Source organism: Paenibacillus sp. J22P218, assembly GCF_056269195.1.
Map to the genome: position 1 here is coordinate 47,413 of NZ_JBWDNL010000006.1, position 26,170 is coordinate 73,582.

23 protein-coding genes are annotated in these 26,170 nt (G+C 50.2%); 3 read left to right on the forward strand and 20 right to left on the reverse strand.

Going from position 1 to position 26,170, the window contains the following annotated elements; all coding sequences use genetic code 11:
• Positions 1-49: 49 nt before the first annotated feature.
• Positions 50-1,945 carry a PrkA family serine protein kinase gene (locus AC0YN0_RS23840; protein WP_442050340.1) on the reverse strand — a complete coding sequence of 632 codons (1,896 nt, stop codon included), beginning with the start codon at positions 1,943-1,945 and terminating at the stop codon, positions 50-52.
• A 246-nt stretch (positions 1,946-2,191) separates the two neighbouring features.
• On the opposite strand from AC0YN0_RS23840, the gene AC0YN0_RS23845 reads away from it, so the two are divergent.
• Positions 2,192-2,938 (forward strand): DUF2161 family putative PD-(D/E)XK-type phosphodiesterase, encoded by a 747-nt coding sequence (locus tag AC0YN0_RS23845; protein WP_475823520.1) that lies wholly within the window; start codon positions 2,192-2,194, stop codon positions 2,936-2,938.
• Here AC0YN0_RS23845 and AC0YN0_RS23850 read toward each other — a convergent pair whose 3' ends face one another.
• The 3 genes from AC0YN0_RS23850 to trmL form a co-directional block, all read right to left on the reverse strand.
• Positions 2,939-4,135, reverse strand: coding sequence for an aminotransferase-like domain-containing protein (locus tag AC0YN0_RS23850; RefSeq protein ID WP_475823521.1), 1,197 nt, complete (start codon positions 4,133-4,135; stop codon positions 2,939-2,941).
• Between the two features lie 334 nt (positions 4,136-4,469).
• A complete protein-coding gene (locus AC0YN0_RS23855) occupies positions 4,470-4,718 on the reverse strand; it encodes an AbrB/MazE/SpoVT family DNA-binding domain-containing protein (protein ID WP_475823844.1) in 249 nt (82 codons plus the stop codon).
• 170 nt (positions 4,719-4,888) lie between these two features.
• Complete coding sequence (gene trmL / locus AC0YN0_RS23860) at positions 4,889-5,353, reverse strand: tRNA (uridine(34)/cytosine(34)/5-carboxymethylaminomethyluridine(34)-2'-O)-methyltransferase TrmL (protein WP_442050337.1); 465 nt, start codon at positions 5,351-5,353, stop codon at positions 4,889-4,891.
• Between the two features lie 144 nt (positions 5,354-5,497).
• Between trmL and AC0YN0_RS23865 the strand changes: the two genes are divergently transcribed.
• Positions 5,498-6,214 (forward strand): response regulator transcription factor, encoded by a 717-nt coding sequence (locus AC0YN0_RS23865; RefSeq protein WP_337098013.1) that lies wholly within the window; start codon positions 5,498-5,500, stop codon positions 6,212-6,214.
• A gap of 88 nt (positions 6,215-6,302) precedes the next feature.
• On the opposite strand, the gene serC is transcribed toward AC0YN0_RS23865, so the two are convergent.
• The 11 genes from serC to liaF all read right to left on the reverse strand — a co-directional run bounded on the left by serC (position 6,303) and on the right by liaF (position 19,380).
• A complete protein-coding gene (serC, locus tag AC0YN0_RS23870; RefSeq protein ID WP_475823522.1) occupies positions 6,303-7,388 on the reverse strand; it encodes a 3-phosphoserine/phosphohydroxythreonine transaminase in 1,086 nt (361 codons plus the stop codon).
• Between the two features lie 251 nt (positions 7,389-7,639).
• A complete protein-coding gene (gene glnA / locus AC0YN0_RS23875) occupies positions 7,640-9,064 on the reverse strand; it encodes a type I glutamate--ammonia ligase (RefSeq protein ID WP_442050335.1) in 1,425 nt (474 codons plus the stop codon).
• Positions 9,065-9,313: 249 nt separating this feature from the next.
• On the reverse strand, positions 9,314-10,375 hold the full coding sequence (aroF, locus tag AC0YN0_RS23880; RefSeq protein ID WP_475823523.1) for a 3-deoxy-7-phosphoheptulonate synthase: 1,062 nt from the start codon (positions 10,373-10,375) through the stop codon (positions 9,314-9,316).
• 533 nt (positions 10,376-10,908) lie between these two features.
• On the reverse strand, positions 10,909-11,868 hold the full coding sequence (locus tag AC0YN0_RS23885; protein ID WP_475823524.1) for a 4-hydroxy-3-methylbut-2-enyl diphosphate reductase: 960 nt from the start codon (positions 11,866-11,868) through the stop codon (positions 10,909-10,911).
• Positions 11,869-11,908: 40 nt separating this feature from the next.
• A complete protein-coding gene (locus tag AC0YN0_RS23890) occupies positions 11,909-13,438 on the reverse strand; it encodes a sensor histidine kinase (protein ID WP_475823525.1) in 1,530 nt (509 codons plus the stop codon).
• A gap of 5 nt (positions 13,439-13,443) precedes the next feature.
• Entirely contained in the window at positions 13,444-14,136 is a 693-nt protein-coding gene (locus AC0YN0_RS23895; protein ID WP_442050331.1) for a response regulator transcription factor, read from the reverse strand.
• 76 nt (positions 14,137-14,212) lie between these two features.
• Positions 14,213-15,877, reverse strand: a complete 1,665-nt coding sequence (locus tag AC0YN0_RS23900; RefSeq protein WP_475823526.1) for a S1C family serine protease — start codon at positions 15,875-15,877, stop codon at positions 14,213-14,215.
• Between the two features lie 263 nt (positions 15,878-16,140).
• A complete protein-coding gene (locus tag AC0YN0_RS23905; protein ID WP_475823527.1) occupies positions 16,141-16,548 on the reverse strand; it encodes a YugN family protein in 408 nt (135 codons plus the stop codon).
• A gap of 95 nt (positions 16,549-16,643) precedes the next feature.
• A complete protein-coding gene (locus AC0YN0_RS23910; protein WP_475823528.1) occupies positions 16,644-17,309 on the reverse strand; it encodes a response regulator in 666 nt (221 codons plus the stop codon).
• Complete coding sequence (locus AC0YN0_RS23915; RefSeq protein WP_475823529.1) at positions 17,306-18,340, reverse strand: sensor histidine kinase; 1,035 nt, start codon at positions 18,338-18,340, stop codon at positions 17,306-17,308. The genes AC0YN0_RS23910 and AC0YN0_RS23915 overlap by 4 nt, the downstream gene beginning before the upstream one ends.
• 5 nt (positions 18,341-18,345) lie before the next feature.
• Entirely contained in the window at positions 18,346-19,380 is a 1,035-nt protein-coding gene (gene liaF / locus AC0YN0_RS23920) for a cell wall-active antibiotics response protein LiaF (RefSeq protein WP_475823530.1), read from the reverse strand.
• Between the two features lie 346 nt (positions 19,381-19,726).
• Here liaF and AC0YN0_RS23925 point away from each other — a divergent pair, with 346 nt between their 5' ends.
• Entirely contained in the window at positions 19,727-21,019 is a 1,293-nt protein-coding gene (locus AC0YN0_RS23925; protein ID WP_475823531.1) for an ammonium transporter, read from the forward strand.
• Between the two features lie 61 nt (positions 21,020-21,080).
• Here the strand turns inward: AC0YN0_RS23925 and AC0YN0_RS23930 are convergent, their stop codons facing one another.
• The 5 genes from AC0YN0_RS23930 to thrS all read right to left on the reverse strand — a co-directional run bounded on the left by AC0YN0_RS23930 (position 21,081) and on the right by thrS (position 25,967).
• Positions 21,081-21,464: a hypothetical protein gene (locus tag AC0YN0_RS23930; RefSeq protein WP_475823532.1), complete on the reverse strand. Its 384-nt coding sequence runs from the start codon at positions 21,462-21,464 to the stop codon at positions 21,081-21,083.
• 133 nt (positions 21,465-21,597) lie between these two features.
• The gene (locus AC0YN0_RS23935) at positions 21,598-22,989 is read right to left on the reverse strand and encodes a methyl-accepting chemotaxis protein (RefSeq protein WP_475823533.1); all 1,392 of its coding nucleotides are present in this window, start codon (positions 22,987-22,989) and stop codon (positions 21,598-21,600) included.
• Between the two features lie 180 nt (positions 22,990-23,169).
• Positions 23,170-23,301, reverse strand: a complete 132-nt coding sequence (locus AC0YN0_RS23940; RefSeq protein ID WP_442050322.1) for a hypothetical protein — start codon at positions 23,299-23,301, stop codon at positions 23,170-23,172.
• Positions 23,302-23,364: 63 nt separating this feature from the next.
• On the reverse strand, positions 23,365-23,955 hold the full coding sequence (locus AC0YN0_RS23945) for a 3D domain-containing protein (protein WP_337098030.1): 591 nt from the start codon (positions 23,953-23,955) through the stop codon (positions 23,365-23,367).
• 74 nt (positions 23,956-24,029) lie between these two features.
• On the reverse strand, positions 24,030-25,967 hold the full coding sequence (gene thrS / locus AC0YN0_RS23950) for a threonine--tRNA ligase (protein WP_475823534.1): 1,938 nt from the start codon (positions 25,965-25,967) through the stop codon (positions 24,030-24,032).
• Between the last annotated feature and the right edge of the window lie 203 nt (positions 25,968-26,170).

Sequence of the window (26,170 nt, forward strand, 5' to 3'; positions counted from 1 at the left end):
AGCTTCTCCACGCAAAGTACCCAAGCTCCATTCCTCTTAATTGCCGGCACTAGCGGTTAAGCAGGCTCCCTACGTACCGCAGCAGCTCATTCGAGCATACCGGGCAATAGCCGTGTTCATCCATAAGCCGCTTAGTCACTTCATTAATACGCTTCAATTGCAGTTCGTCCGGCGTCTTCGTTGACGTCGTAATCTTAACGATGTCCTTCAGATCGGTGAATAGCTTCTTCTCGACCGCTTCGCGCAGCCGTTCATGGCTAGTGAAGTCGAATTTTTTCCCTTTGCGCGAATAAGACGAGATACGAATCAGAATTTCTTCGCGGAACGCTTTTTTCGCATTTTCCGATACGCCGATCTGTTCCTCGATCGAACGCATGAGCCTTTCATCCGGATCCATCTCCTCGCCGGTAAGCGGATCCTTGATTTTCGCCCAATTGCAATACGATTCGATATTATCCAAGTAGTTCTCGAATAAAGTGCGCGCCGACTCCTCGAACGAGTAGACGAACGCCTTCTGGATCTCCTTCTTAGCCAGCAGATCATATTCCTTGCGCGCCACGGATATGAAATTGAGGTAGCGCTCGCGCTCATCCTTCGTAATCGAAGGATGCTGGTCGAGTCCGTCCTTGAGCGCCCGCAGCACATCAAGCGCATTAATGCACTGCATATCCTGCTTAATGAGCGCGCTGGAGATACGGTTGATGACATAACGAGGATCAATGCCCGTCATGCCCTCTTCGACATACTCGCTTTGCATTTCCTTCAAATCCGCTTCCTTGAAGCCTTCGACCTCCTCGCCGTCGTACATGCGCATTTTCTTGACGAGGTCCATACCCTGCTTCTTCGTTTCCTTCAATCTTGTAAGTATGGAGAAAATCGCCGCCGCACGCAGCGCATGTGGAGCAATATGAATATGCCTCATATCGCTTTGCGCGATCAGCTTCGTATATATTTTCTCTTCATCCGACACCTTGAGGTTATAAGGGATTGGCATGACGATCATCCGTGACTGCAGCGCCTCGTTCTTCTTATTGCTGATAAACGACTTATACTCGGATTCATTCGTATGGGCAATAATGAGCTCGTCGGCGCTTATTAGCGCGAACCTGCCAGCCTTGAAATTACCCTCCTGCGTCAGTGAGAGAAGGTTCCATAGAAACTTCTCGTCGCATTTGAGCATTTCCTGGAACTCCATCAGCCCGCGGTTCGCCTTATTGAGCTCACCGTCGAACCGATAGGCGCGCGGATCCGATTCGGAGCCGAATTCGGTTATCGTCGAGAAGTCGATACTGCCGGTCAGGTCGGCAATATCCTGAGACTTGGGATCGGAGGGACTGAAAGTGCCGATACCGACGCGATTATCCTCGGAGATGAATACACGCTCGACAAGCACGCTTTCGATATTGCCCCCATACTCAGTCTGCAGTCTCATCTGGCAAGAAGGGCATAGATTCCCTTCAATGCGAACGCCAAGCTCTTTCTCGATCTCCGGCCTTAGCTCATGCGGAATGAGATGCAGCGGATCCTCGTGCATCGGGCAGCCCTTGATCGCGTAGACCGCTCCCTTGTCGGTGCGGGAGAACTTCTCGAGCCCCTTCTTCAGCATGGTCACGATCGTCGACTTGCCGCCGCTGACCGGTCCCATGAGCAGTAATATCCGTTTACGAACGTCCAGCCTGCGGGCGGACGAGTGAAAATATTCTTCAACCAGCTTCTCCACGGAGCGGTCTAATCCAAATATCTCCTGTTCGAAAAACTTATACTTCTTGCGCCCATTCACCTCTTCGACCCCGTAAGATTCGATCATTTCATAAACGCGTGAATGTGCGGTCATGGCCGGGGACTTATCGTTCTTAAGCAGCTCAATGTAGTCCTTGAATTGTCCCATCCATGCCAGCTTCTCACTCTCAGCCTGATATTCCGCAATTCGTTTGAAAATGTCCATTCCGTGCCTCCTCCCATCGCTTCCGCATTCCACTATTCCTTCTCCGCCAGGGATTAGTTGCTAGACGCTCTTTCCTCGTGGATAACTTGTAAATTGAAGTATTACATTTCTATGCTTATCTGTGTAGGAAATTGACCACTATTTTCGTCCTCCATCCAGCAAAAAACGACAAGCTCGCGTAATCCTTTGTTATAATGGGGCTAGAGTGGAAGATTAGTGCGGAATTATGGAAGGGGAACAAGCATCGTGGCCGTTAAGCGGGAGGAAGAACTGTACAAGCCTATTAAACAATACTACGAACGGCTCGGGTATGAGGTGAAGAGCGAGGTGCTTCATTGCGATCTCGTAGCTATCCACCCCGAGCATGAGGAGCCTATTATTGTAGAAATGAAAAAAACGTTCAATCTTGCATTGCTGCTGCAAGGCGTTGAACGTCTGCGTTTAAACGGACAGGTTGTCCTGGCCATTGAACGCAACCGAAAGAAGAGCGGCGCGCATAACCAGCGTTACGGCGACTTAACGGAGCTATGCCGAATGCTTGGCCTCGGGCTTATGACGGTCACCTTCTATAAGACGAAGCCTGCCGTCATCGAGCTGTTATGCGAGCCGGGCGAGCCTCCGCAGCGAGGCATGCGCCGCCGGAAGCAGGCGAAGCTGCTGCAAGAATTCCGCGAGCGCAGCGGCGACTACAACGTTGGCGGCAGCACCGGCCGCAAGCTCGTCACGGCCTACCGCGAGAAGGCGCTTCGCTGCGCATGGGCGCTGCGCGAGGCGGGAGAGCTGGCGCCGCGCGAGGTTGCGGCGATCACGGGCAATAGCCGCAGCGGCGACACGCTGCGGCATAACTATTATGGCTGGTTCGAGCGAATCGGACGCGGCAAATATAAGCTTCGCCCAGTGGGCGTGGCCGCATTGGAGCAATACCGCGAAGTGATCGCTGAATGGTCCAAGGCAGCCGCTGGAGCTGCTTCGCCAGATGGCCGCAAGTTCTAGCTAGCTGCGCGCCGTGAACTCTCCGATCGCTTCCACTAAACGCGCCACGCCTTGCTCGGTACGCGCCCCTTTGTTATGCGTGAAATTAAGCCGGGCTGTATTGCGCTGCGGATTGTCCGCATAGAACGAGCTGCCCGGCACGAACGCTACCCCTTTGCGGACAGCTGCTTTGAGCAACGTTTCCGCATCGAGTCCTTCGGGCAGCTTCATCCACAAGAACATGCCGCCTTTTGGCTTGACCCATGTCACATCAGGAATCGCCGCGCGCTCCAGCAGCCGATTCATCTCCAGCATCCGCTCTCCGTAGGAATCGGAAATAAGCTTAATATGCTCATCAAGGTCGAAGAAGCCGAGAAGTTGGCTCAAGATTTGCTGATCCAAAGAGCTTGACTGAATGTCCGCCGCTTGCTTCGCAACCGCCATCATCCGAATAACCTTGCTGTCCCCTATCGCCCATCCCGTACGTAATGCCGGAGCGACCGTCTTCGAGAACGTACTCGTATAAATGACATTTCCATTCTGGGCTTTGCCATCTAAGGCGAACAGCGTCGGAATCGGCTCTTTGCTGTCGAATGCGATATCGCCATAAGGATCGTCTTCAATGATTGGAATGTTGTTCGATTGACAGAGAGCGAGCAGCTTCTTCCTGCGCTCCACACTCCATACATTGCCTGTCGGATTGCCGAAAGTCGGCACGGCATACAGCAGCTTCGGACGATGCAACTTGATAAGCCGCTCTGCCGATTCCGGAATCATGCCCTGCTCATCGCTATCCACGGACACAACCTTTAGCCCATGCAACGAAAATACTTGCAGACATGCAAGATAGGTAGGTTTCTCTACCAATACGGTATCGCCAGGTTCCGTCAACACTTCGACCAGCAGGTCAATCGCTTGCTGCGAGCCCGTCGTGACTAACATTTGATCAGGATTCACGAACATCTTTTTATCGGCCATTCTGCGGCATAACTGCTCGCGAAGCGGCAGATATCCTTCCGTCAAGCCGTACTGGAGCGCGCCTGCGCCTGAACGAAATACACGCTGAGCCGCTTCACTGACAGCTTCTACCGGAAACAGTTCTTCAGCCGGAAGCCCCCCGGCAAATGAAATCATGTCCGTCCCTTGCGTAAGCTTCAAAATATCCCGCACCGCTGAAGATTTAAGCTGTGATACCTGTGACGAGAAACGATATTCCATTTCAATTGCCCCTCTCCCTGTCGATATAGCTTTTTTCGCACGATCTATTCTTATGTTAACAATGTGTTCACAACTTTTAAAGTTTTCTTTTTGCCGTTCGTTGGTTATAATATAAGAAGCCAATTGGAGGTGCAATGCACATGAACTTTCTTATTGTTATGACCGTGTTTGCGTTGTTCATTACGGCGATGCTGACAAGCTCCTACAATGACGACAAAACCAAAGGCCTGTAAGCTAATGCCGTCCTATGGCGGCCAAAGCAAAAAAGCTTCTCGATGAGCAATGCTCACGCGAGAAGCTTTTTTTGTTATTGTCTTCATCGGACAGCTGTTAATTAACGACGAAGCTGTGCCATTTCCTCTACGCATACTCCGCATAAATAACGATCCTTGAAATCTCTAACCTCATTCATGGAGCCGCAAAATACGCATTTTGGCCTATAACGTTCCAATATGATATGGTCTCCTTGTACGAAAATCTCTACAGGATCGCCCTCGTTCATCAGATAACGTTTACGTAACGATTTTGGAAGCACAATACGGCCAAGCTGATCCACTTTCCTTACCACTCCTGCTGGTTTCATCATTTCACCTCTTCTGTGTCTTTATTCGCAAGTCCTAACCTGAGAAACCTATGCATTATAGTGTTTCGATGGTGATTCAGCATTTCCTTCCTATATTCATTATTTCTTAATATTCTGCAACAAATATAGCAGGAAGCCGCTTCAATGTGCGTTTTTCTTTCATTAGCAGCTTAATTTAGTCCCTCGAAGCCTGTCTGCCTAAGCGCTTCGTATACGACAATAGCGGCAGAATTGGACAAATTAAGCGAACGAACCTTATCCGTCATCGGCATTCGTATGCAGGTGTCGAGATTCGCATCGATAAGCTGCTGCGGCAGCCCTTTCGTTTCTTTGCCGAACACGAAGAAATCTCCATCGCGATATTCGAAATCCGAATAAGGCTTCGATGCTCGCGTGCTGGCATAGAAGAACCGTCCCTCTGGATAAAGGGCCAGCACTTCATCGAACGAATCGTGATATTCGATATGGACGGAATGCCAATAGTCGAGCCCTGCCCGCTTTAGCGTGCGGTCATCCGTATCGAAGCCAAGCGGCCTTACAAGATGCAAATGCGTACCTGTGGCCGCGCAAGTGCGCGAAATATTGCCTGTGTTTGCCGGAATCTCCGGCTCTACCAATACGATATGAAACGGCATTTCTGTAAATCCCACCTCTCTAAACGCTAATTATACACCAAATTTCTTTCCATTTTTACATCCATTTTACGTTCAGGTAATCTTCCGCGAAATTTCCGCCTTTATAATAAACTTATTATTAGGAGGCAAAGGAGAAATGTAACGATGCGAAAAAAAATATTGGTCGTCGATGACGAACCTTCTATCGCCATGTTAATCGAATTTAATCTAAAGCTCTCGGGCTACGATGTCCGTTGCGTAAGCGATGGCGAAGCCGTATTCGACATGCTCCGGCCATTCCGTCCCGACCTGATTGTCCTTGATTTGATGCTGCCTAAGATGGACGGCATTCAAGTGTGCAGAGAGCTTCGCAAGCAGAACAACGCTGTGCCTGTCATTATGTTGACCGCGCTGCAAGATGTTACGGATAAAATAGCGGGTCTCGATAACGGTGCAGATGATTATATGACGAAGCCGTTCAGTCCGCAAGAGCTCGTCTCCCGAATCCAAGCCGTATTTCGCCGGATCCAATCGAATCCTGGCACCTCTGATAATACGAGCTATGATATAGGCAGGTTGAACGTTCGCGCCGAGCAGCGCGAGGTTTACTTTGAAGGCAAACTAATTGAACTGACGCCGAAGGAATTCGAGCTTTTGCTCTTCCTTTGCAAGCACAAAGGAAAAGTGCTTAGCCGTCAGCAGCTGCTGCATGGAGTCTGGGATTATCACTTCCTCGGCGATACGCGTATCGTTGATGTTCACATTAGCCATCTGCGCGATAAGATCGAGAAGAATGCCCGGACGCCGGAATATATTATGACTGTTCGCAACGTCGGCTACAAGCTGCTGGAGCCCGCTGTGCCCGAATCGTCGTTCGCTTAAGCCTTCAACATAGCAAAGAAGAAGCGCCATCTCCTCCTGTTCGGGAAGGGATGGCGCTTTCGTTATTTACTGCTTGGCTAACTAGTGCTTAACCGTTGCGCTTTTGGAAATCAGCCATGAACTGAGCAAGCGCTTGGCAGCTCTCAAGCGGAACGGCGTTGTACGTCGATGCGCGTAGACCGCCAACGTCGCGATGTCCCTTAAGACCAACAAAGCCTTCCTTCTCCGATTCCTTGATGAATTGCTTCTCCAGCTCTTCGCTATGAATACGGAACGTAATATTCATAAGCGAACGGCTTTGCGGCTGCGCACAGCCGATGTAGAAGCCGCCGCTTTGATCGATCTTGTCGTAGATCAGCTTTGTTTTGTCGCGGTTGAACTGATCCATCTGCGCGATGCCGCCTTTGCCTTTGATCCAGTTAAGCACAAGGCTTACCATGTATACGGCGAAGGATGGCGGCGTATTGTATAGCGAGTTGTTCGATGCATGCGTGCTGTATCGGAACATCGTCGGGATTGTTGCAGGACTTTCCGCAATCAAATCATCGCGCGCGATAACGACTGTTACGCCTGAAGGACCAAGGTTTTTTTGTGCACCGGCATAAATAAGTCCGAACTTGCTGACGTCCACCGGACGGCTTAGAATATCACTGGACATATCGGCGATAAGAGGCACATTGCCTGTCGACGGGAAATCGAAGAACTGCGTTCCGCCGATTGTTTCATTCGACGTTACATGAAGATACGCCGCATTGTCCGGAACAATAATTTCATCTGCCGTCGGCATACGCATATATTTATCAGCTTCTGTCGATGCGGCGATAACCGTCTCACCGACAAGCTTCGCTTCCTTGATCGCTTTGTCAGCCCATGCGCCAGTCTTCACGTATGCGCCAGGACGTCCAGGACGAACGAGATTAAGCGGGATCATAGCGAACTGCGTGCTTGCTCCGCCTTGCACGAATAAAATACGGTAGTTGTCAGGAACGCCGTACAGCTCGCGAAGAAGGGATTGCGCCTCGTTGTTCACTTGCTCATAAAGCGCGCTTCGGTGCGACATCTCCATAATGGACATACCCGCTCCTTGATAATCGACGAACTGCTCTTGTGCTTGTTGAAGCACTTCAAGAGGTATAGCGGCTGGTCCTGCGTTAAAATTAAATGCTCTTGTCATTTCCGATAGCCCACCTTTGATTCTTTATCATGATAAGGACATGATAGCAATTTTGAACGTTCGCATCAAGTGCTTTCCGCGTATTTGCACTACAAAAGTCGAACGTATTGACATTAAATTGTCGAAAACATTCGGATTTTGCGATTTATGCTCAATACGAATTATTGACGAGCCCTTGTTTATATTGCCACAGTTGGACAATATAAAAACGAGTCCCTTGCGGGACTCGTTCGTATGGTGATGCTAAGGAATTAGCAATCGTAGTAAAGGCTGAATTCGTGCGGGTGAATACGGATTGCAACAGCTTTCGCTTCAGCGCGCTTGATTGCAACGTAGTTATCGATGAATTCTTGCGTGAATACGCCGCCTTCAGTCAAGAATGCGGAATCTGCTTCAAGTGCGTTAAGCGCTTCGTCAAGTGTTCCAGGAACACTGCGGATTTCTTTCTTCTCTTCTTCTGGCAATTCATAGATGTTTTTGTCGAATGGACCGTAGCCAAGAGCAACAGGATCAAGCTTACGCTTGATGCCGTCCAGACCAGCAAGCAGCATAGCAGCGAATGCAAGGTAAGGGTTAGCTGTGTTGTCCGGTGTACGGAACTCGATGCGACAACCTTTAGGCGTTACAGCTGCGATAGGAATACGGATCGCTGCGGAACGGTTGCCTTTCGAGAATACAAGGTTAACCGGCGCTTCGTAACCAGGCACAAGACGTTTGAACGAGTTCGTGCTTGGGTTCGTGATTGCGATAAGAGCCGGAGCGTGGTAAAGTACGCCGCCGATGTAGTGCATAGCAAGTTCACTCAGGTTAGCGTAAGCGCCTTTGTCGTAGAACAACGGGGAATCACCGTTGAAGATCGACGTATGAACGTGCATACCGCTACCGTTGTCGCCGAACAATGGCTTCGGCATGAAAGTAACCGTTTTGCCGTATTGGCGAGCTGTGTTGTGAATGATGTATTTGAATTTCATCAGGTTGTCAGCTGTTTTTGTAAGGGTGTCGAAACGGAAGTTGATTTCCGCTTGACCAGCTGTAGCAACTTCATGGTGATGACGCTCTACGCGAAGGCCGGATTCTTGCAACAAGCGAACCATTTCGCTACGGATGTCTTGTTGGGAGTCAACTGGAGCTACTGGAACATAGCCGCCTTTTACTGGAATTTTCGAGCCAAGGTTGCCGCCGTCTTCTTTGCGGTTCGTATTCCAGCCAGCTTCCTCGGATTCAACCATATACGAAGACGAATTCATTGTGCTTTCATAGCGAACTTCGTCAAAAATGAAAAATTCAGGTTCTGGTGCGAAGAATGCAGTCGTACCAATGCCAGTCGTTTGAAGATATTCTTCAGCCTTTTGAGCGATGCTGCGCGGATCGCGGTCATAGCGCTCGCCCTCTGGCGTATAGATGTTACACATAACGTTTAATGTAGGGTGATCTGTGAAAGGATCGATAAATACGGATTCCGTATCTGGCATCATTACCATATCGGAATTTTCAATACCGCGGAAACCGTGGATCGAAGAACCGTCAAATGCTACACCGTTAACGAAAGTATCAGCGTCTACCTCAGTTGCAGGAAGAGTGATGTGGTGAGCGCGACCCAGAAGATCTGCGAAGCGGAAATCGACAAACTGAATGCTGTTTTCTTTAATATTGTCCAAAACATTTTGAACTGACATGAATAATTTCCTCCATTTCCGAACATTAGCGTTGTGTTGAACAAGTATTGTTCAATAATTGCTCCAAACCATGACGTTATTATAAAACTACGGTTTCACCTCCGTCAATAGCTATGTAAGGTATTTTTTATCGCGATGTTAGGTATACTTACAAGTTTGAACGGATGTTCACAATTCCTCCTTAACCCACCACAGCAAAAACCGCGCCACCCTTACTGCAGCAAGGGTGGCGCGGTGATTTAGACTATGTTAAATTTTCCATTCCTTGAATTCTTCAGCAGGCGCTTTCGGCGTATCGAACTGTTTGCCTACTAGAGGAGCGAGCTGTTCCAATTGCTTCAGCAAGTTGGCGAATTGATCCGGGAATAAGGATTGTACGCCGTCGCCAGTCATAGAATTATCAGGATCGGTATGCATCTCTACGATAAGTCCATTGGCCCCAGCTGCTACCGAAGCCTTCGACATCGGCTCTACCAATTCGCGACGGCCCGTTCCGTGACTTGGATCTGATATAACAGGCAAGTGGCTGAGAGATTGCAGCACCGGAATGGCAGATAGGTCAAGCGTGTTCCGCGTGTAAGTTTCGAACGTTCGGATTCCTCGTTCGCACAGCATAACATTCGGATTGCCGCCGGCTAGAATGTATTCCGCTGCATTCAGGAACTCGTCATAAGTAGAACTGAAGCCTCTCTTCAGCAGCACCGGAGTCTGGATCGTACCAAGCTTGCGAAGCAGATCGAAGTTCTGCATATTCCTTGTGCCGACTTGGAGAATGTCAGCGTACTCCGCGCATACATCGACGTACTCAGGCGTCATTACCTCTGTAATCGTCAGCAAGCCGTGTTTCTTGCCTGCCTCGGCCATCATAACTAAACCTTCCACTCCTACGCCCTGGAAGCTGTAAGGACCGGTACGGGGCTTGAATGCGCCTCCGCGAAGCACCTGACCGCCTGCCGCTTTAACAAGGCGAGCAATCTCGTCGATCTGTTCTGGAGATTCCACAGCACACGGTCCGCCCATAATAACGAGGTTGCTGCCGCCGATCTTTACGCCTTTAATGTCGATGACTGTATCGTCCGGATGGAAGTCGCGGCTAGCCAGCTTATACGACTTTGAAATTTTGATAACATTCTCTACACCTTTCATTTGGCGCAGGTGCTCAGCAAGCGTTGGCTCTGCCTTGCCGATAATGCCAATTACTGTGCGGTCCGTCCCAATCGATACATGCGCTTGTACGCCGGCTTTCTCAATATGAGCTACGATTTCGTTAATGCGTTCTTCTGAAATTTGCGGATTAGTAATGACGATCATCTTGAATCACTCCTATTATTTTATATGATTTTTCCTTGGTCACATCTTCATCATTCGCACTGCAACGCTTATACGCTTTTAAGCTTATACGCTGTGAAGCTTCTACGCTTTTAATCACTAAAGTAAATATACAAGAAACAGCGTTCCCCGTCAACCTAAATATTTTGCCTACTATTTCCGCTTACATTCCCTGCATGCTTCCGATTGCTTCAACCGGAGTGCTCTTACAGGGCGAGGCTGGATCTGTGAGCGCACCTGTAAGTGCGTATATGCTCTTACGGAGCAGATGTAGGGGTTCGGGTCATCCTCTTCCTCCCTGTAAGACCTTATGAGCTCTTACAAGGCGAGGCAGCATCTGTGAACGCCTCTGTACGTGCATATATGCTCTTACGAAGCGCCGCGATAATGAAATGCGTTTCATCCGCCCCCCTATTTAGTTCCCGTGCAAGCTCCGACAAAAAGAGGCCGAGGCCGCTTCGCTCCATATGTGAAGCTTGCGGCATCGACCTATAATTCCTAGCTTCGGTTCTCCGTTACTCGGCAGCGCTAGCGCTCTTAATCTTAATGTTCGGAAGCAGCTTATTCATGTTAACCGTACGCTTAATCTCCCATGTGTCGGGATTGTTATCGTCGTACTGCTCCAAGTAAGCAATAACCTCTTTCGTTAGCGGCGTCGGCGTAGAAGCGCCGGAAGTGACGGCTACTCGTTCAATACCGATCAGCCACTCCCGCTCAATCTCTGATACATCCGCTACCCGGTACGCCTTCACTCCCGCAATTTCCTCAGACACCTGCGCTAAGCGGTTCGAGTTGTTGCTGCGAGGGTCGCCAACGACGATGCAGAGCTGAGCGGTGCCCGCTTGACCTGCAACGGCTTCTTGCCGCACTTGGGTAGCCAGGCAAATCTCGTTATGAACCTCAGCAGCGGGAAACTTCTCCGACAGCTTCTTAATAATATGACGAATATCCCACTGGGACATCGTTGTTTGGTTCGTAATGATGAGACGCCCTTCAGGCACTTGAAGAGACTCGATCTCTTCTTCCTTCTCGATCAGATGCACCATATCCGGCGCAACGCCGATGGCGCCTTCCGGCTCGGGATGATTTTTCTTCCCGATATAAATAATATGATACCCTTCAGCCGTCTTCTCGCGGATCAGGTCATGCGTCTTCGTTACGTCGGGACAGGTCGCGTCAACGACGGACAACCCCTTATCACGGGCACGCTTGCGCACCTCAGGAGATACGCCATGAGCCGTGAAAATAACGGTTCCCTCTTCGATCTGATCCAATATTTCCAAACGATTCGCCCCGTCAAGCGTAATAACGCCCTCCTGTTCGAACGCTTCCGTTACATGAGCGTTGTGAACAATCATGCCAAGAATATAGATTGGCCGCGGCAATTCAAGGTTCTTCGCCGTTTGCAAGGCAAGCACCATCGCATCGACAACACCGTAGCAGTAACCTCGCGGCGATATTTTGACAATTTCCATCTATTGCACCTGCTTTCTTACCGGATACGCCCTATTATGACTACTCGATTAAATGATCCGTTCCTTCTATTATAGTCGAAGGAGCGTTCCCGGAAAAGACTACTGGCAGCCATATCGTAAACTTCGTCCCTTCGCCCTCGCGCGTCGTCACTTCCACCGACCCCTGATGCTCGTCGATAATCCACTTGGCGATCGATAAGCCAAGCCCTGTTCCCACCGTAACGCCGCGTGATTCGTCGGCGCGATAGAAGCGATCGAAAATATGCGGGATCTCGTCGGGATTCATGCCAATGCCTGTATCCTCGACCGTAATGCCGATTTGTCCATTGCCTCGCAATGCGCCAAGCTCGATATGACCGCGCTCCGTATACTTAAAGGCATTCTCGATAAATATGAACAACAGCTGCTGTAAATAATCGTGATTGCCCTTGACATATACGCCGTTCAGAGCGGATAGATCGCCAATTATCCACTCCGCTTTCCGCGGAAGCAGCTGAGCTCTCCGAGCGACCTCTTCCGCGATAGGAAGCAGCGCCAGATGTTCCTTTTCCATGACATAACCGGCATCCGCTCTCGCAAGCGCAAGCAAATCGTTGACCAACGTGCTCATTCGCTTCGCTTCCGCCGATATATCGCTCATCGCTTCCCGCGACATATCCCAATGCTCCATATCGAACGGCAGCCAATCTCCGTTTCCCTTCTCAGGGTTCGTTTCCTTAATGCGAGTCCACATCCGCTCCAGCAGATCGATATTGCCGCGAATGGTCGTGAGCGGCGTACGAAGCTCATGCGACGCATCCGATACGAACCTGCGCTGCGCCTTATATGACTCGTCGAGCTCATTGTAGGCAAGCTCCATTCTGGATAACATCATATTGAGCGTATGAACGAGCCTTCCAATCTCATCATTGGATTCGGCTGCCGGTATCCGCATATTCAGCTCCGAGCCTTTCTCGATTTGCTCCGTCGCCCGAATAACGCGTTCAATTGGGCGCAGCGCCTGGCGCGCGATGAACAAGCCGCCTGTGAAGGCTATAAGGATGACGAAAAGAGAGGAGAAAATAAGGATCGTCCGAAGTCCCCTCAAAAAATCCTCTTCATTATTGGAAAATACAGCGAGCTGCAAAATGCCGATCAATGTGCCATCCTCAAGCTCAATCGGGCGTTGGTAGGTAAGCATATCGAATTTGTCGTTATTTATTGTGACTTTAACTTTGCGAAAACCTTCCTTTGGATCCTTGTCTGCCTCTGGATAAGGAATAATCGTACCATATTGTCTTAGCTGATCCTCTTGTCTTACAACACCGTCTTTATAACTCACTATCTGCATATAAATTCTTTTTTGTTCTGGTCCTCTGCCAATACGGGCGATTTGGAAGTTCCATTCATTTTCATCCAGAAAGTTTACCGTTGGCTGTACGAATATCGTACTGTTTTGCGCCTTAAGCTGTTCCTTGGCCTCTGCGTACGTATTCCAGTTGACGAATAAATAAACGACTAGCCCTACGGCGATGAGCGTCCCGGCAAGCAATCCGGAATACCAGAGCGTAAGGCGAAGACGGATTGACATAACGCTTAACCTGCCTCTCCCCGCAACACATAGCCAGTACCGCGTACCGTTTGTATAAGCCTGCTTCCTCCGCCCTCTTCAACCTTTTGGCGGAGCATTGCAATATATACTTCAAGCACATTCGATTCGCCGCTGAAGTCATAGCCCCATATTTTTTCCATGATGGAGTCACGGGTCAGCACTCTTCGCGGATTCTGCATGAAGAACAGCAATAGATCGTATTCCTTGCTCGTCAGCTCGATGCGGCGGCTAGCGCGAATGGCCTCTCTAGCGTCCATATCAAGCGCAAGATCCTCATAGATAAGCTGGCTGGTCTGTTCCTCTAGCTTGTCCGACTTGCGGCGCAGCAGCGCGCGGACGCGGGCGAGCAGCTCCTCCAGCGCGAACGGCTTAACCAAATAATCGTCTGCGCCAAGATCGAGCCCTCTTACGCGATCATTAATATCGTCCTTCGCCGTGAGCATGAGAATCGGCACGGTGCTGCCGCCCTCGCGAACCCTCCTGCACACTTCCCAACCGTCGATTTGCGGCATCATGACATCCAATATAAGCAGATCGGGGTCTGCTCCAAGCAGAGCCTTCAACCCTTCCGCCCCATTGGATGCTGTAGTGACCTCGTATCCCTCGAACGCTAAGCTCCTCCGCAATAACGAAATGATCTTGTCATCATCATCTACGACTACAATATGTTGTCTCATACGTATTCTCCTTTTTCTCCTTGCAGCAAAAAGCGCAGAGTGTGTATGGCTCTGCGCTCTTATTTGCGATGCTCGCTTACTCTGTAACGAATTTATTTTTGTCGCCGATGACGACCTCGACATTTTGCTCTTTGCCTTGGCGGATAATATTCAGTTCCACTTTGTCGTCAACTTTGTGCTTCTTAATCGCCTCGATTAACGATTGCGTATTGCTGTATTTCTTGCCATCGATTCCCACGATAACGTCATACTGTTGAATGCCGCCCAAATGTGCAGGCGATTTGTAGTACACGTTGCGTACGATTGATCCTTCAGCCTTGCTCAGTCCAAGTTGCTTCGCGATCTCTTCTGTCACATCGGATAGCTCCGCTCCGATGAACGGAATAGCTTCCTTCGGAATTTCTACATTGCTCTTGAGACTGTCAAGCACCTCTTGGATCGTACTTGTCGGAATGGCGAAGCCGATACCTTGTGCTTGCGAACTAACAGCTGTATTGATACCTACGACTTCGCCGTTCAGATTGAGCAGCGGGCCTCCAGAGTTACCTGGGTTAATCGAAGCGTCAGTCTGCAGCAAATGCTCATAGTTGCGCTCGCCTTGCGTATCTTGAATATCGATCGGACGTTCCTTCGCGCTTAGCACGCCGACGGTTACGGTATGATCGAAGCCGTACGGATTGCCGATCGCAACGACGGTGTCGCCAATATTAATGTTATCTGAGCTGCCTAGCGGCAAGGTCGGGAATTCCTTTTCTCCTGTCACTTTAAGCACAGCAAGGTCTAATTCGTAACTTGATCCTAGCAGCTCAGCCGTGAACGGCTTATCGTAGCCTTGCACGATGACCTCGATTTTGTCAGATTCACCGACAACATGCTGGTTCGTAAGAATATAACCGGACTTGTCGAAGAAGAAGCCTGTTCCGATGCCCGTCTGCTGCATTTGATCATCATTGCCTTGCTCTGGCTGCTGCTGCTGCGAGTCAGGGAAGTCATTGCCGAAGAACTGGCGGAAGAAGGAATCATCCAGCATGCTGCCGCCGTTGCCGGTCGATACGTTCGTGAACGTCTCGATCTTCACGACAGCCGGACTTGCCGTTTCGAACAGACCGGCAACATCATCCGTCCGCGCAGCTGCCGTTGAGGCTGAACCGCCTGTCGTGCTGCCTACTCCGGCTTGCGTGCCGCTGCCCGTCGATTCTTTCACAGTCGCTTGCACTTGATCCGCTGTGAACCAGTTGCGCGTGTCTGCCGTCCACATCAGTCCGCCTACGAGAACGACACCAGCAAGGAACGAGGCGAACATCGCTTTGAAAGAGGTGCGCTTCGGCTCTCTGACCGTCCAAGGACCTTTGCCCCCTGGGCTAACCGGTGTGAATGGACGAATTTGCTGCTGAACGGGCTGAGGTACATTAACGTTATCGTCTGCATCGGAAGTTACGTAAGTCGTATCATTAGCATCAGCATTAGTAGTCTGCGCCGAATTTGCCTGTAGCTGTTCCGGCTGCGGCTGCGAACCCGCCGATTGATAACGATTCGGCTGCGAGGAATCGGATTGAGCGCCGGCTTTGAATGGTCCATATGAATAATAATAGGAAGGCTTAGCTGTCTGTTCAGGAAGGTCCGAAGCTATCGGCTCCGCTTCATACTGCTCCTGCTCATTTGTTCCGCTTGCGTCTTGCTGCTCATCATTATGATCGCGAAAAAACTCATCATAGCCTTTTTTGTTGTTTTGATCGTCCATCGTGTTAAGCCTCCTTGAAGGATATTGTTCATGCCTCTACTCTCGTATTCCATAAGAGGCGAGCTCGTTTTATTAGTTCTATCATGCACATTCTACCTTAAAACAAACTTAAAAGGAATTTAAACAGAAATAAAAAAAACTCCCATCGGAGTTATTTCGAGACTAAGATCTCTTCAAAACAAATAAATTATCTCTGTTCGAAATAACTGGAATTTCTCTTATCAGGAGAAGTTCCAGTTATTTCATTCATCTCAATTCAACAATTAAAATAACCCCTCAACCTCGGATATTGCCTGCTTCGCGCGCGTAATCCACCGGTCTTCGACCGGCGCATCGGGATTAGAAGGCGATTGGAACTGATCGAACATTGCGCCGAAGGTTCTTATTGAAGCTTCGGGATCATTGCCCTCTTGATAAATATGCTTAAGCACATATGGCTTGCCAAGTCTAATCGTTGCATCGTTCTCCGTTGTCTCGCTATCGATATAGCCGGTTACGACATCGAACGGAATACGAAGCCATACTTTATGGGATTCATCCAGTGCTCGGTCGAAGGAGCCGTTGCTATACTCCCAATTGCCTCCCAAAGTAAATTGATGCTGCTCAAGCACCGCTCTGGCTTCATTGAAGTTCTGTTCGATGGACTCTAGCGATGATGAAATAAATTTCATGACAGTCTACTCCTTTTCGCTTGCGCTTACGCCCGTATTCGCATTCGCTGCTTACGAACGCACGTTAAAAGGTAGTATAACCGCCTCATCCCATATTATGTGCGCTTCGCCCAGCCTTTGCGATGCGCAAGCACCGCAAGCTGCGTACGATCCTCTAGCTCGCATTTCATCAATAGATTGCTGACATGCGTCTTGACCGTTTTGATACTAATATGAAGCTCCTCGGCAATCTCCTTATTGGATTGACCGTCGGCAATGAGCAGCAGCACTTCCTTCTCACGCTCCGTAAGGCCTTCGTCGCCGGATTGCGCCGTCCGTTGACGCAAACCTCTCGTCAGCGCCTGCGAGACGTCCGCGGTCATGACCGGCATTCCTTTGAATGCGGCGCCGAGCGCATAGATCAGCTCTTCGGACGATACCGTCTTCAGTACATAGCTGGTCGCTCCCGCCTCGATGGCCCCATATACTTTGTCATCCTCCAGGAAACTCGTGAGCATCACGATCTTTATATTCGGATACTTAGCCAATACAGCTCTCGTCGTCTCGATACCGTCCATTCCCGGCATCATTAAATCCATTAGGATCATGTCAGGCAACGTCTCCTGCGTTCTGTTGCCAAGCACATTCAGCGCTTCTTGCCCGCTTCCTGCTTCGGCAATGACTTCAAACTTCGGCTCAAGCATCAGATAAGTCCGCAGCCCTGTCCTAACCATATCGTGATCGTCAACGATCATCATCTTAATCGTATCCGTTACGCTCATTTCCTGTTCTCTCCCCGCCATATCGTTGGTATTGTCACTTTCACTCTCGTGCCGCTGCCAGGTTTACTCAGTATTTCCGTCTTGCCGCCAAGCTTCTGCGCCCGCTCCTGCATCGTCGTCAGGCCGTAGGAACCGCGCTTTACGTCGCTAACCTTGAAGCCTTCCCCGTCATCCTGCAAGCTCATGACGACTTGCCGTTCCGTATCCGCAAGCGTTAGCGTACATTGACTTGCTCTCGCATGCTTCACTACATTCGCAATCGCTTCCTGAATAATAAGGAATAGCTGATGCTCCTTTGCTTCGGACAGCTCGCCCATCAACCGCCATTCCAGCACGCCTTGCAAACTGTTTTGCCGGCAATAATCGGGAAACCATTTGTTAAGCGCCTCATGCAGCGTTTGGCCTTCCAGCTCCATCGGCCTTAGCTGGGCAATGAAGTTGCGCATCTGCTTTTGTGCCGTGTTCGACATTTGGACAAGCTGCTCCATAACCGAATCCGCACGCTCACGGTCAACCTGCTGCAGCTTAGGCAGCGACGAGGCGCACATATGAATAGCGAACAGCTGTTGGCTAACCGTATCATGCAAGTCTCTCGCAAGCCGCTTCCGTTCCTCGAGAACCGCGGCCTCATTCGAAAGCGCCCCCTCCATGACCTGCTCCTCGCCTACCATTTGAATCCACTTCATCTTCTCTTCCATCTGTTCTGCCAGCGCATTGAATTCGCGATACAGCTCATTGAACGAGACGTGGCCGAACTCCGTAATTCGAACACTGTAATTGCCGTTAACCGCCTGCTTGAACGACAGATGAAGCGTATCGATCCGCCTCTGAATGCGCTGTGCCGCCCAGTAGCCGAAGACGACGCTGACAAGCAGGAAGACGGAGGCCGCCCCGAGGCGAACTTCCGTCATTGGTGTCTCATTCTTCAATCCGCTCCATGTAACAGCGGCGAGTACGAACGAAACGACCGAAGCTGCCACGAACATCGCGATCAGCTCCCACTTGCCGCTTCGAAGGAAACGTACCATCATCCCCGTTACCCCACCTTCGTAACACGCACATCGCCGATAAAGGTGCTGACGATCAGCTTGATTTTTTTATCCGAATCGCTGTATGAAGGGGATTGAATGTTGATATGCTTGAACATGCCGCCCTCTTTCCGATCCAATATCTTTACATCGCCGATGAACGAGCTCGTCAGAACCTGTACGCCAATCTCGTAATCGTTCGGCACGAAAACCTTCACATCGCCGATAAACGAGGAAATATGGATTCTCGTTTCTCCGACCGCCACTTGCGCCTTCGTCAGATCGAGAATGGTATCTCCGATGAAGTGCGACACGTTAAGCGGCTTAAGCTCCCAATAGTCTTGCCCGATATGAATATCGCCGATAAAACCGGACCTGCTCTGCACGCCCTTATCGCCATGATTCCACCATTCCACATGCTCCATATGGTGGCCATGCTTCATGTGATGCTTCCATTCTTTGTAGGCACGATGCTGCTGATGGTGAGTCCAGTGCTTACTATGCTTTTTTACTGGCGGATCCTCTACCCCGTAATCTGCGCCCGGCGAGAACGTCCAGCTACCTGAACGATCGTCATGCTTCACTTGCTCCGGATTAGCTTCCTTCTTTAGGTTCGGTCCTTTTAATGGATCCGGATGAAGCGGCGGCGCCGGAGGCACGTCTTCATCACTTGAGAAAGGATACTGCTCCCAATCGTCAGAAGGCGGATCATAATTGCGTCTCGGCCTCCAAAGCATCTTAAAGCCTACTACGATAATAATAATCGGCCATAAATAAGGAATAATATCTCCAAGCGACCAGTCGAACCATTCGAGGTTGCGTCCCAAGAAGACGAATCCGACGATGAGCACAATGCCGTTCCACCAGCCAGACCCTCTGATTAATCCGTGTAAGCCGGTATAAATAATGATAACCGGCCAATACGTTGAGAACACTTCGCCGAAATCAAAGCTTACATGTCCCATTTGTCGCAACAAAAACATGATGCCTATCGCTATGATGACGACCCCGGTTAACAATCGCCCGAAAAAATTTCCGTTCATCCCTATCCAACTCCTTCAAGACTGCGCCTTTGAATGTGATAGCTCTAGTATAACGGACGACATGGCATTATAAAAAGGGACGGCCGATTGAAATGTGAATCGGTCTAGAGACTGAGATTACTTACGACTTGTCGAGCAAAAATGGCTTTTTTCTACTTATCACGCCAAAAATAGCTAACATGCGTTACAAAACATAACGCAAGGACGTTGACATAGCTAACTCCTACTATTTATAATGATGAACGGATTAGGAGAAAGAGATAAGTGTTATCGGTTAATGCCATCCTGGGCGGCAATAGCTGCATATCGCGAACCATACATGACATGACGATCGGGGATGACAACAATGGACATTATAGAACTGTCAAAGGGACTGGATACGATATGGGTCGTTTTGACGGCGGCGATGATTTTACTTATGGAGGGCGGCTTCGCTTTGCTGGAAGCAGGCTTCGTAAGGCAGAAGAACGCTGTCAGTATTATTATGAAAGTATTCGTGGATATTGCATTCGGCGCACTCGTCTTTTACTTTATCGGCTTTGCATTTATGTACGGCAAGGACGCCGGCGGCCTTATCGGTACGACCGGCTTTCTAATGAATGGCGATCTATCGCATATCCAGTTGAACATTTCCAATGAAACGTATTGGCTGTTCCAGTGCGCCTTTGTTATCGCAGTTATTTCTATCGTATCCGGCGCAGTCGCAGAGAGAATCAACTTTAGAGCTTATATTTTGCTGACAATCGCGATGACCGGACTTATCTACCCGCTTGCGGGACATTGGGTCTGGTCAGGCAACGGATTTATCGGCAAACTAGGCATGATCGACTTCGCAGGCTCAGCCGTCATTCACGCGCTCGGAGGCTTCTCGGCGCTTGCCGCTGCGATCTTCATCGGCCCGCGTATCGGCAAATTCATGGCTGACGGCAAAGTCAATATCGTGCCGCCTTCCAATCTGCCGCTCGCCTCGGTTGGAGCGTTCATTCTTTGGTTTGGCTGGTTCGGCTTCAATGCAGGCAGTACGCTTAGCGCAACCAACACCGCAATCGGCCATATCGCCGTCACGACGATGCTGTCGGCTGCCGCCGGCGGGGCTACTTGTATCCTGTTCACGATGTTCCGCTACAAGAAGGCTGACCCGCCGATGGTCATTAACGGCTCGCTTGCAGGGCTTGTCGGCATTACAGCCGGCTGCGCATTCGTATCCGATGGCGCGGCAATCGGCATCGGCGCAGTCTGCGGCATCGCAATGGTGCTCGTAACGGAATGGCTGGAGAAGAAACAAATCGACGATCCCGTCGGCGCGTTCGCGGTTCATGGCATTAGCGGTAGTCTTGGCACAATCGCCGTCGGCTTGTTCGCAATGCCGGAGCTGACCGTGGGAATCGGCAAAGGCTATTACGGCCTGTTCTACGGCGGAGGCTGGAGCCTGCTAGGCGTACAAGCGCTTGGACTCGTTATTGTGTCGGTGTGGGGCTTCGTTATCACATGGGGCGTGTTATGGCTTATTCGCAAAATCATTCCCGTTCGCGTATCGAAGGACGAAGAATTGGTCGGTCTCGATGTCGGCATTCACGGCGTTCCAGCTTACAGCCAGGAGCATGACTTCCTTGATGTCGATAAACTGAAAAGCAATTGAAAAAAAGAACCGTCGGATCGCATATACGATCTGACGGTTCTTCTTCTATATATGATGTTAATTAATCGATCATCTCAACTGCAAGCTCATCCGATACCGATACGATGTCGTTCGCGGAAGCACGGCTTTGAATCGATCTTGCATTCTCAATCTCCAGCCTTAGGGCACGTACCTTCTCCATCGGCTTCTTCACGAAATGAATGTATTCGACTGCCAAGTGATGATCCGGTTTCTTGCCGGAAAGCAGCCTCTTTAGCGTAGACATGGATTGGTAGGCGCGATCCTCCATTAAGCGGCGCTTCTCGTAACGCTCGACCATTTGTTCGATTTCCGTAATTTCCTGTTCCTTCTTCGCTACGAAAGCGTCAATAAACGGAAATACTTCGCCCGCTTTATAATGATGTGACGTGCGGCTATAGGCCGTATGAATAATCGGATCTACCATGATAGTTCACCTGTCTTGTCATGTGATTATTACTTACATTGATAATCATACAACAAGTAAAGGCGGTTTGAAAACTGTTTTTTTGTCTGAATGTTGTCCATGTCAGCTATTTTTTTGTGCAAGTTGAATATTGCTATAATGAAATATCGGCTCCTATGACACCTATGATCTTAGCTCCATCCTTCACGATCGGAACGGATATGGTCAAGCATGGCTGCTTTGTAATCGCCGATACGTATATCTCCGATTGAAACGTCTGACCTGTAATCGCCCGCTTCCACCAATCACGTCCCTTTGCATTCAGCAAGCCTGCCTCCGGAAGGGAGAATAGGAAAGATCCGTCATCCCGATTGGACCATATCGCTTCTATCTCCGGCTTCGAGCGAAGCAGCTCGGTCAGTCTTGCTTCGTGCTTCGATTCGTCAAGCGATGCAAGCTCTTGATCGGCCGCCACGGCTCTTAGCCATTCCAGCAGCGACTGGACGTTGACTTTCACTGTCTTGTCCAATCGTTTAATGCCCACTTGATCGATCGCTTTCGTCAGATCGGCAGAAGAGCGCTGCAGGTTACGGCCGATACGGTTCAGCTTGCCAATCTGTTCACGCTGCTTCTTCGTCATCCTAAGCGTGCCGTCCACGCTTTGGAGCGTCTCATCGACAGAACCAACAACATCCTTCAGCATCAATGTCGTACCTGTCATATGTGCTGTCTGTTGACTGCTTGCCGCACTCGTCTGCTGCACAAGCTCATCCACTTCAATGATGCGCGAGAAAATAACGTCCATCCGTTCCTTGTTGACCGACATTTGGGCAACGCCTCGCTCAACGGACGCTTTCTCCAGTTCAACCGCGTCGACAACGCGCTTAACACCGCTCTCGATCTGTTCGACAAGCTCGGATGAGCGCTTAACAGCTTCTCCGCTTTGCTCGGCAAGTTTCTTGATCTGCTGGGCAACAACGGCGAACCCGCGTCCGTATTCGCCGGCATGGGCTGCTTCAATCGAAGCGTTCAGCGCCAGAAGCGAGGTCTGGGACACAATTTCTTGAATAAATTGGTTAATTTCATTTATGTATGAGGTCTGGTCGATCAACTGACGGATGTGCTGCTCCATATTCTGATTATGTGCGTTCAGATCGCTCATAACCTGATCGGTGCTTGTGAGGGAGCGGCATACTTCGATGACGACTTCCTTCGTTTCTTTACTTTTCTTGTTCAGATGTTCTGACGCTTCATTTATTTCCTCTGCCGCAGACGATACCTCTTGCAAGGCGGCGAATGTCTCCTCGATTCTGCTCATCGCGAGAGAACTCTTGGCGCGAAGCGACTGCTCTTGCACGGCGGACTGATCCGCAATATCAGTGAGATGGCCGATCGTTTGATCTACCTCGTCTACCGCTGCATTCAATTGGTCGGAAATGACGACCGATTCGTTCAACAGCTTCGTCATCCGTTCATGCTGTTCCCCGGCAGAAGCACCTTCTGCAGACGAGTTATTACGTGAAAACCAACGTGTGACAGCGCTCATGACAAATTTCTGCCCCTCTCAGCATCATAATACAAAAATTTCCTACATTATATACTAGCATTCGACAGGTGTAAAGCGCTTTCAGATGCACCTTCATACGAAGAAGCCGCCATAGGAAAACCTATGGCGGCATTATCGCTTTGTATCGGTTGTTTCAGTTACGCGCTTATGTCGCTAACGTTACTTCTGCGCTTTTTGCTGCACAGCGTTCGATTGTTTGCCAGCCGCATTCGAATTGTTCTGATTGAACTCTTCAGCGAATTCGGCATTGTACTGGTTGTTCTGTGCTTTGTTGTTTTTGTTCTTTGCCATTGTATTCACCTCCCCGTCCATCAATAGTATGGCAAGTTTGCACCTTATTATTCGATCATTTTGTCACGATTCAAGGTATGTTTGAGGGATCGGCTTGCCGGCTTCAACCGCTTGATTGATTTGGTTTAACCAGGACTGAGACAGCTTTCCCGTCCCCCGTCTAAGCACCTGAACGTCGACCGTTCGCTTGCCCCATTGCTCGTATACTTCTTTGATCGTCTCGAAATATAGATCGATCTTGTTACCCTTGATCGCCTTGCCCGTATCGGCTACAACGCCATAGCCGTACCCCGGAATATAAAGAAGCGTGCCAATCGGCAGAAACTTCGGGTCAGCCGCAATCGTAGAAACTTGATCTCGCCTCACCTTGACGCCGGAATACGTAATACCGTATTGCGGATGACCCGGACGCTTGCCTGTCGATTCTACTCCGGCCGTGTAACCTGTCGCTACGACCTTGACCGTATCCGGCTGCTCCTTCTGCTTCGTATATGCTTGGACTCTCGCCATTTGTTCTGCGCTCATATGCCGCGATGCGGCATCCCCTTCCGCTGAGACGCTAGCTGCAGCCGTCATATTCATAGCTACAGCAATGATCGCCATGTAGAGCAGTAACGGGATTGCTTTGATCCAATAAAAAAAGCTTGTTACCATCTGGGCTACTTCCTCCTCACAGAGAATAATGCCCAGACGGCACAAGCTTTATGCGTGATCGCTATTGATTTGGCTTATTGCTGCTTCTCGGCGATCTGCTTCTGAAGCAGACCGATCAATTCTGCGACTGGCATAGCGCCGATGTCGCCTTCGCCGCGTTTGCGGACCGAAACAGCGCCCGCTTGCATCTCGTTCTCGCCGACAACGAGCATGTACGGCGCTTTCTCAAGCTGCGCTTCGCGAATCTTGTAACCAAGCTTCTCGTTGCGGAGATCGCTCTCTACGCGAATGCCGCTTGCTTGCAATTGTTCGGCAACGCTGCGCGCATATTCCTCATACGCAGTCGATACGGGAATGACCTTCGCTTGTACCGGCGATAGCCATAGCGGCAATGCGCCGGCGAAGTTCTCAAGCAAGAACGCTGTCATACGCTCCATCGTACTAATAATGCCGCGGTGAATAACGACCGGGCGGTGCTTCTTGCCGTCGTCGCCGACATATTCGAGCTCGAAGCGCTCAGGCAGCAGGAAATCGAGTTGTGCAGTGGAGAGCGTCTCTTCCTTGCCAAGCGCCGTCTTGATCTGTACGTCGAGCTTAGGGCCGTAGAACGCGGCCTCGCCTTCCGCCTCGAAGAACGGAAGATCGAGCTCCTCAACAACCTCGCGCAGCATCCGCTGCGACATTTCCCACATCTCGTCGTTTTGGAAATACTTCTCCGTATCCTGCGGATCGCGGTACGACAAGCGGAAGCGGTATTCCTTAATACCGAAATCCTCATACACTTTGCGAATTAAGTTAACGACACGAGCGAATTCTTCCTTGATTTGATCCGGTCGACAGAAGATGTGCGCGTCATTCAGCGTCATGGCGCGAACACGGTGAAGACCTGTAAGCGCACCGGACATTTCGTAACGGTGCATCGTGCCGAGCTCCGCAATACGGACAGGCAGATCACGGTAGCTGCGCATATCGCTTTTGAATACCATCATGTGATGCGGACAGTTCATCGGACGAAGAACAAGTTCTTCGTTGTCCATAATCATTTTCGGGAACATATCCTCGCTGTAGTGCTCCCAGTGGCCGGACGTTTTGTATAGCTCCACGTTAGCCAGTACTGGCGTGTACACATGCTCATAGCCTAGACGCTCTTCCAGGTCAACGATATAACGCTCCATCGTTCTGCGAACCTTCGAGCCGTTCGGCAGCCATAGCGGCAGACCTTGACCGACTTCACGGGAGAATGTGAACATCTTCAGCTCGCGGCCGAGCTTGCGGTGGTCGCGCTTCTTCGCTTCCTCTAGGAAGTGAAGGTGCTCGTCAAGCTGCGCTTTCTTAGGGAATGCCGTTCCGTAAATACGCTGCAGCATCTTGTTCTTCGAATCCCCGCGCCAGTAAGCTCCTGCGACGCTAAGCAGCTTGAACGCTTTGATACGGCCAGTAGACGGCAGATGAGGTCCGCGGCACAAGTCAAAGAACTCGCCTTGATCGTACATGGTTATAACCGACTCTTCTGGCAGATCGCGAATGAGCTCGAGCTTCAGGTTGTCGTCAAGCTTCGTGAAGATATCCAGCGCTTCCGCTCTGCTTACAACGCGGCGGCGAATATCGAGATTTTGCTGGACGATCTTCTCCATTTCCTTCTCGATCTTAACGAGATCCTCGGGTGTAAGCGACTGCTCCATGTCAATATCATAATAGAAGCCGTCTTCGATGACGGGACCGATACCAAGCTTTACGGCTGTGTCGCCATAGATTCGCTTGATCGCTTGCGCCATTAGATGCGCCGTACTGTGGCGATATACTTCAAGGCCGTCAGCCGATTCTACGGTTACGATCTCAATCGCGCTGTCCGCTTCGATCGGCGTGTAGACGTCTACTACCTTGCCGTTAATTTTACCTGCAATCGCATTTTTCTTAAGTCCGGAGCTAATCGAGCCCGCTACTTCTTCAACGGTAGTTCCGGCTTCGTACTCGCGTACCGCGCCATCCGGGAAAGTCACTTGAATTGCCATTATCCTTCATCCTCCTGTGTGCTAATCGACTATTGCTGCAGCGAGAGCGTCATTCATAGCGTTATTTGAACGCAAAAAAAGCACGCATCCCGCGAAGGGACGAGTGCTTGCATACCCGTGGTTCCACCCTACTTCGACTGCTTGCTATTGCTTCACCGCAGTCCTTGTAAATATCCGATAACGGGGATTACCGGTACAGCTTA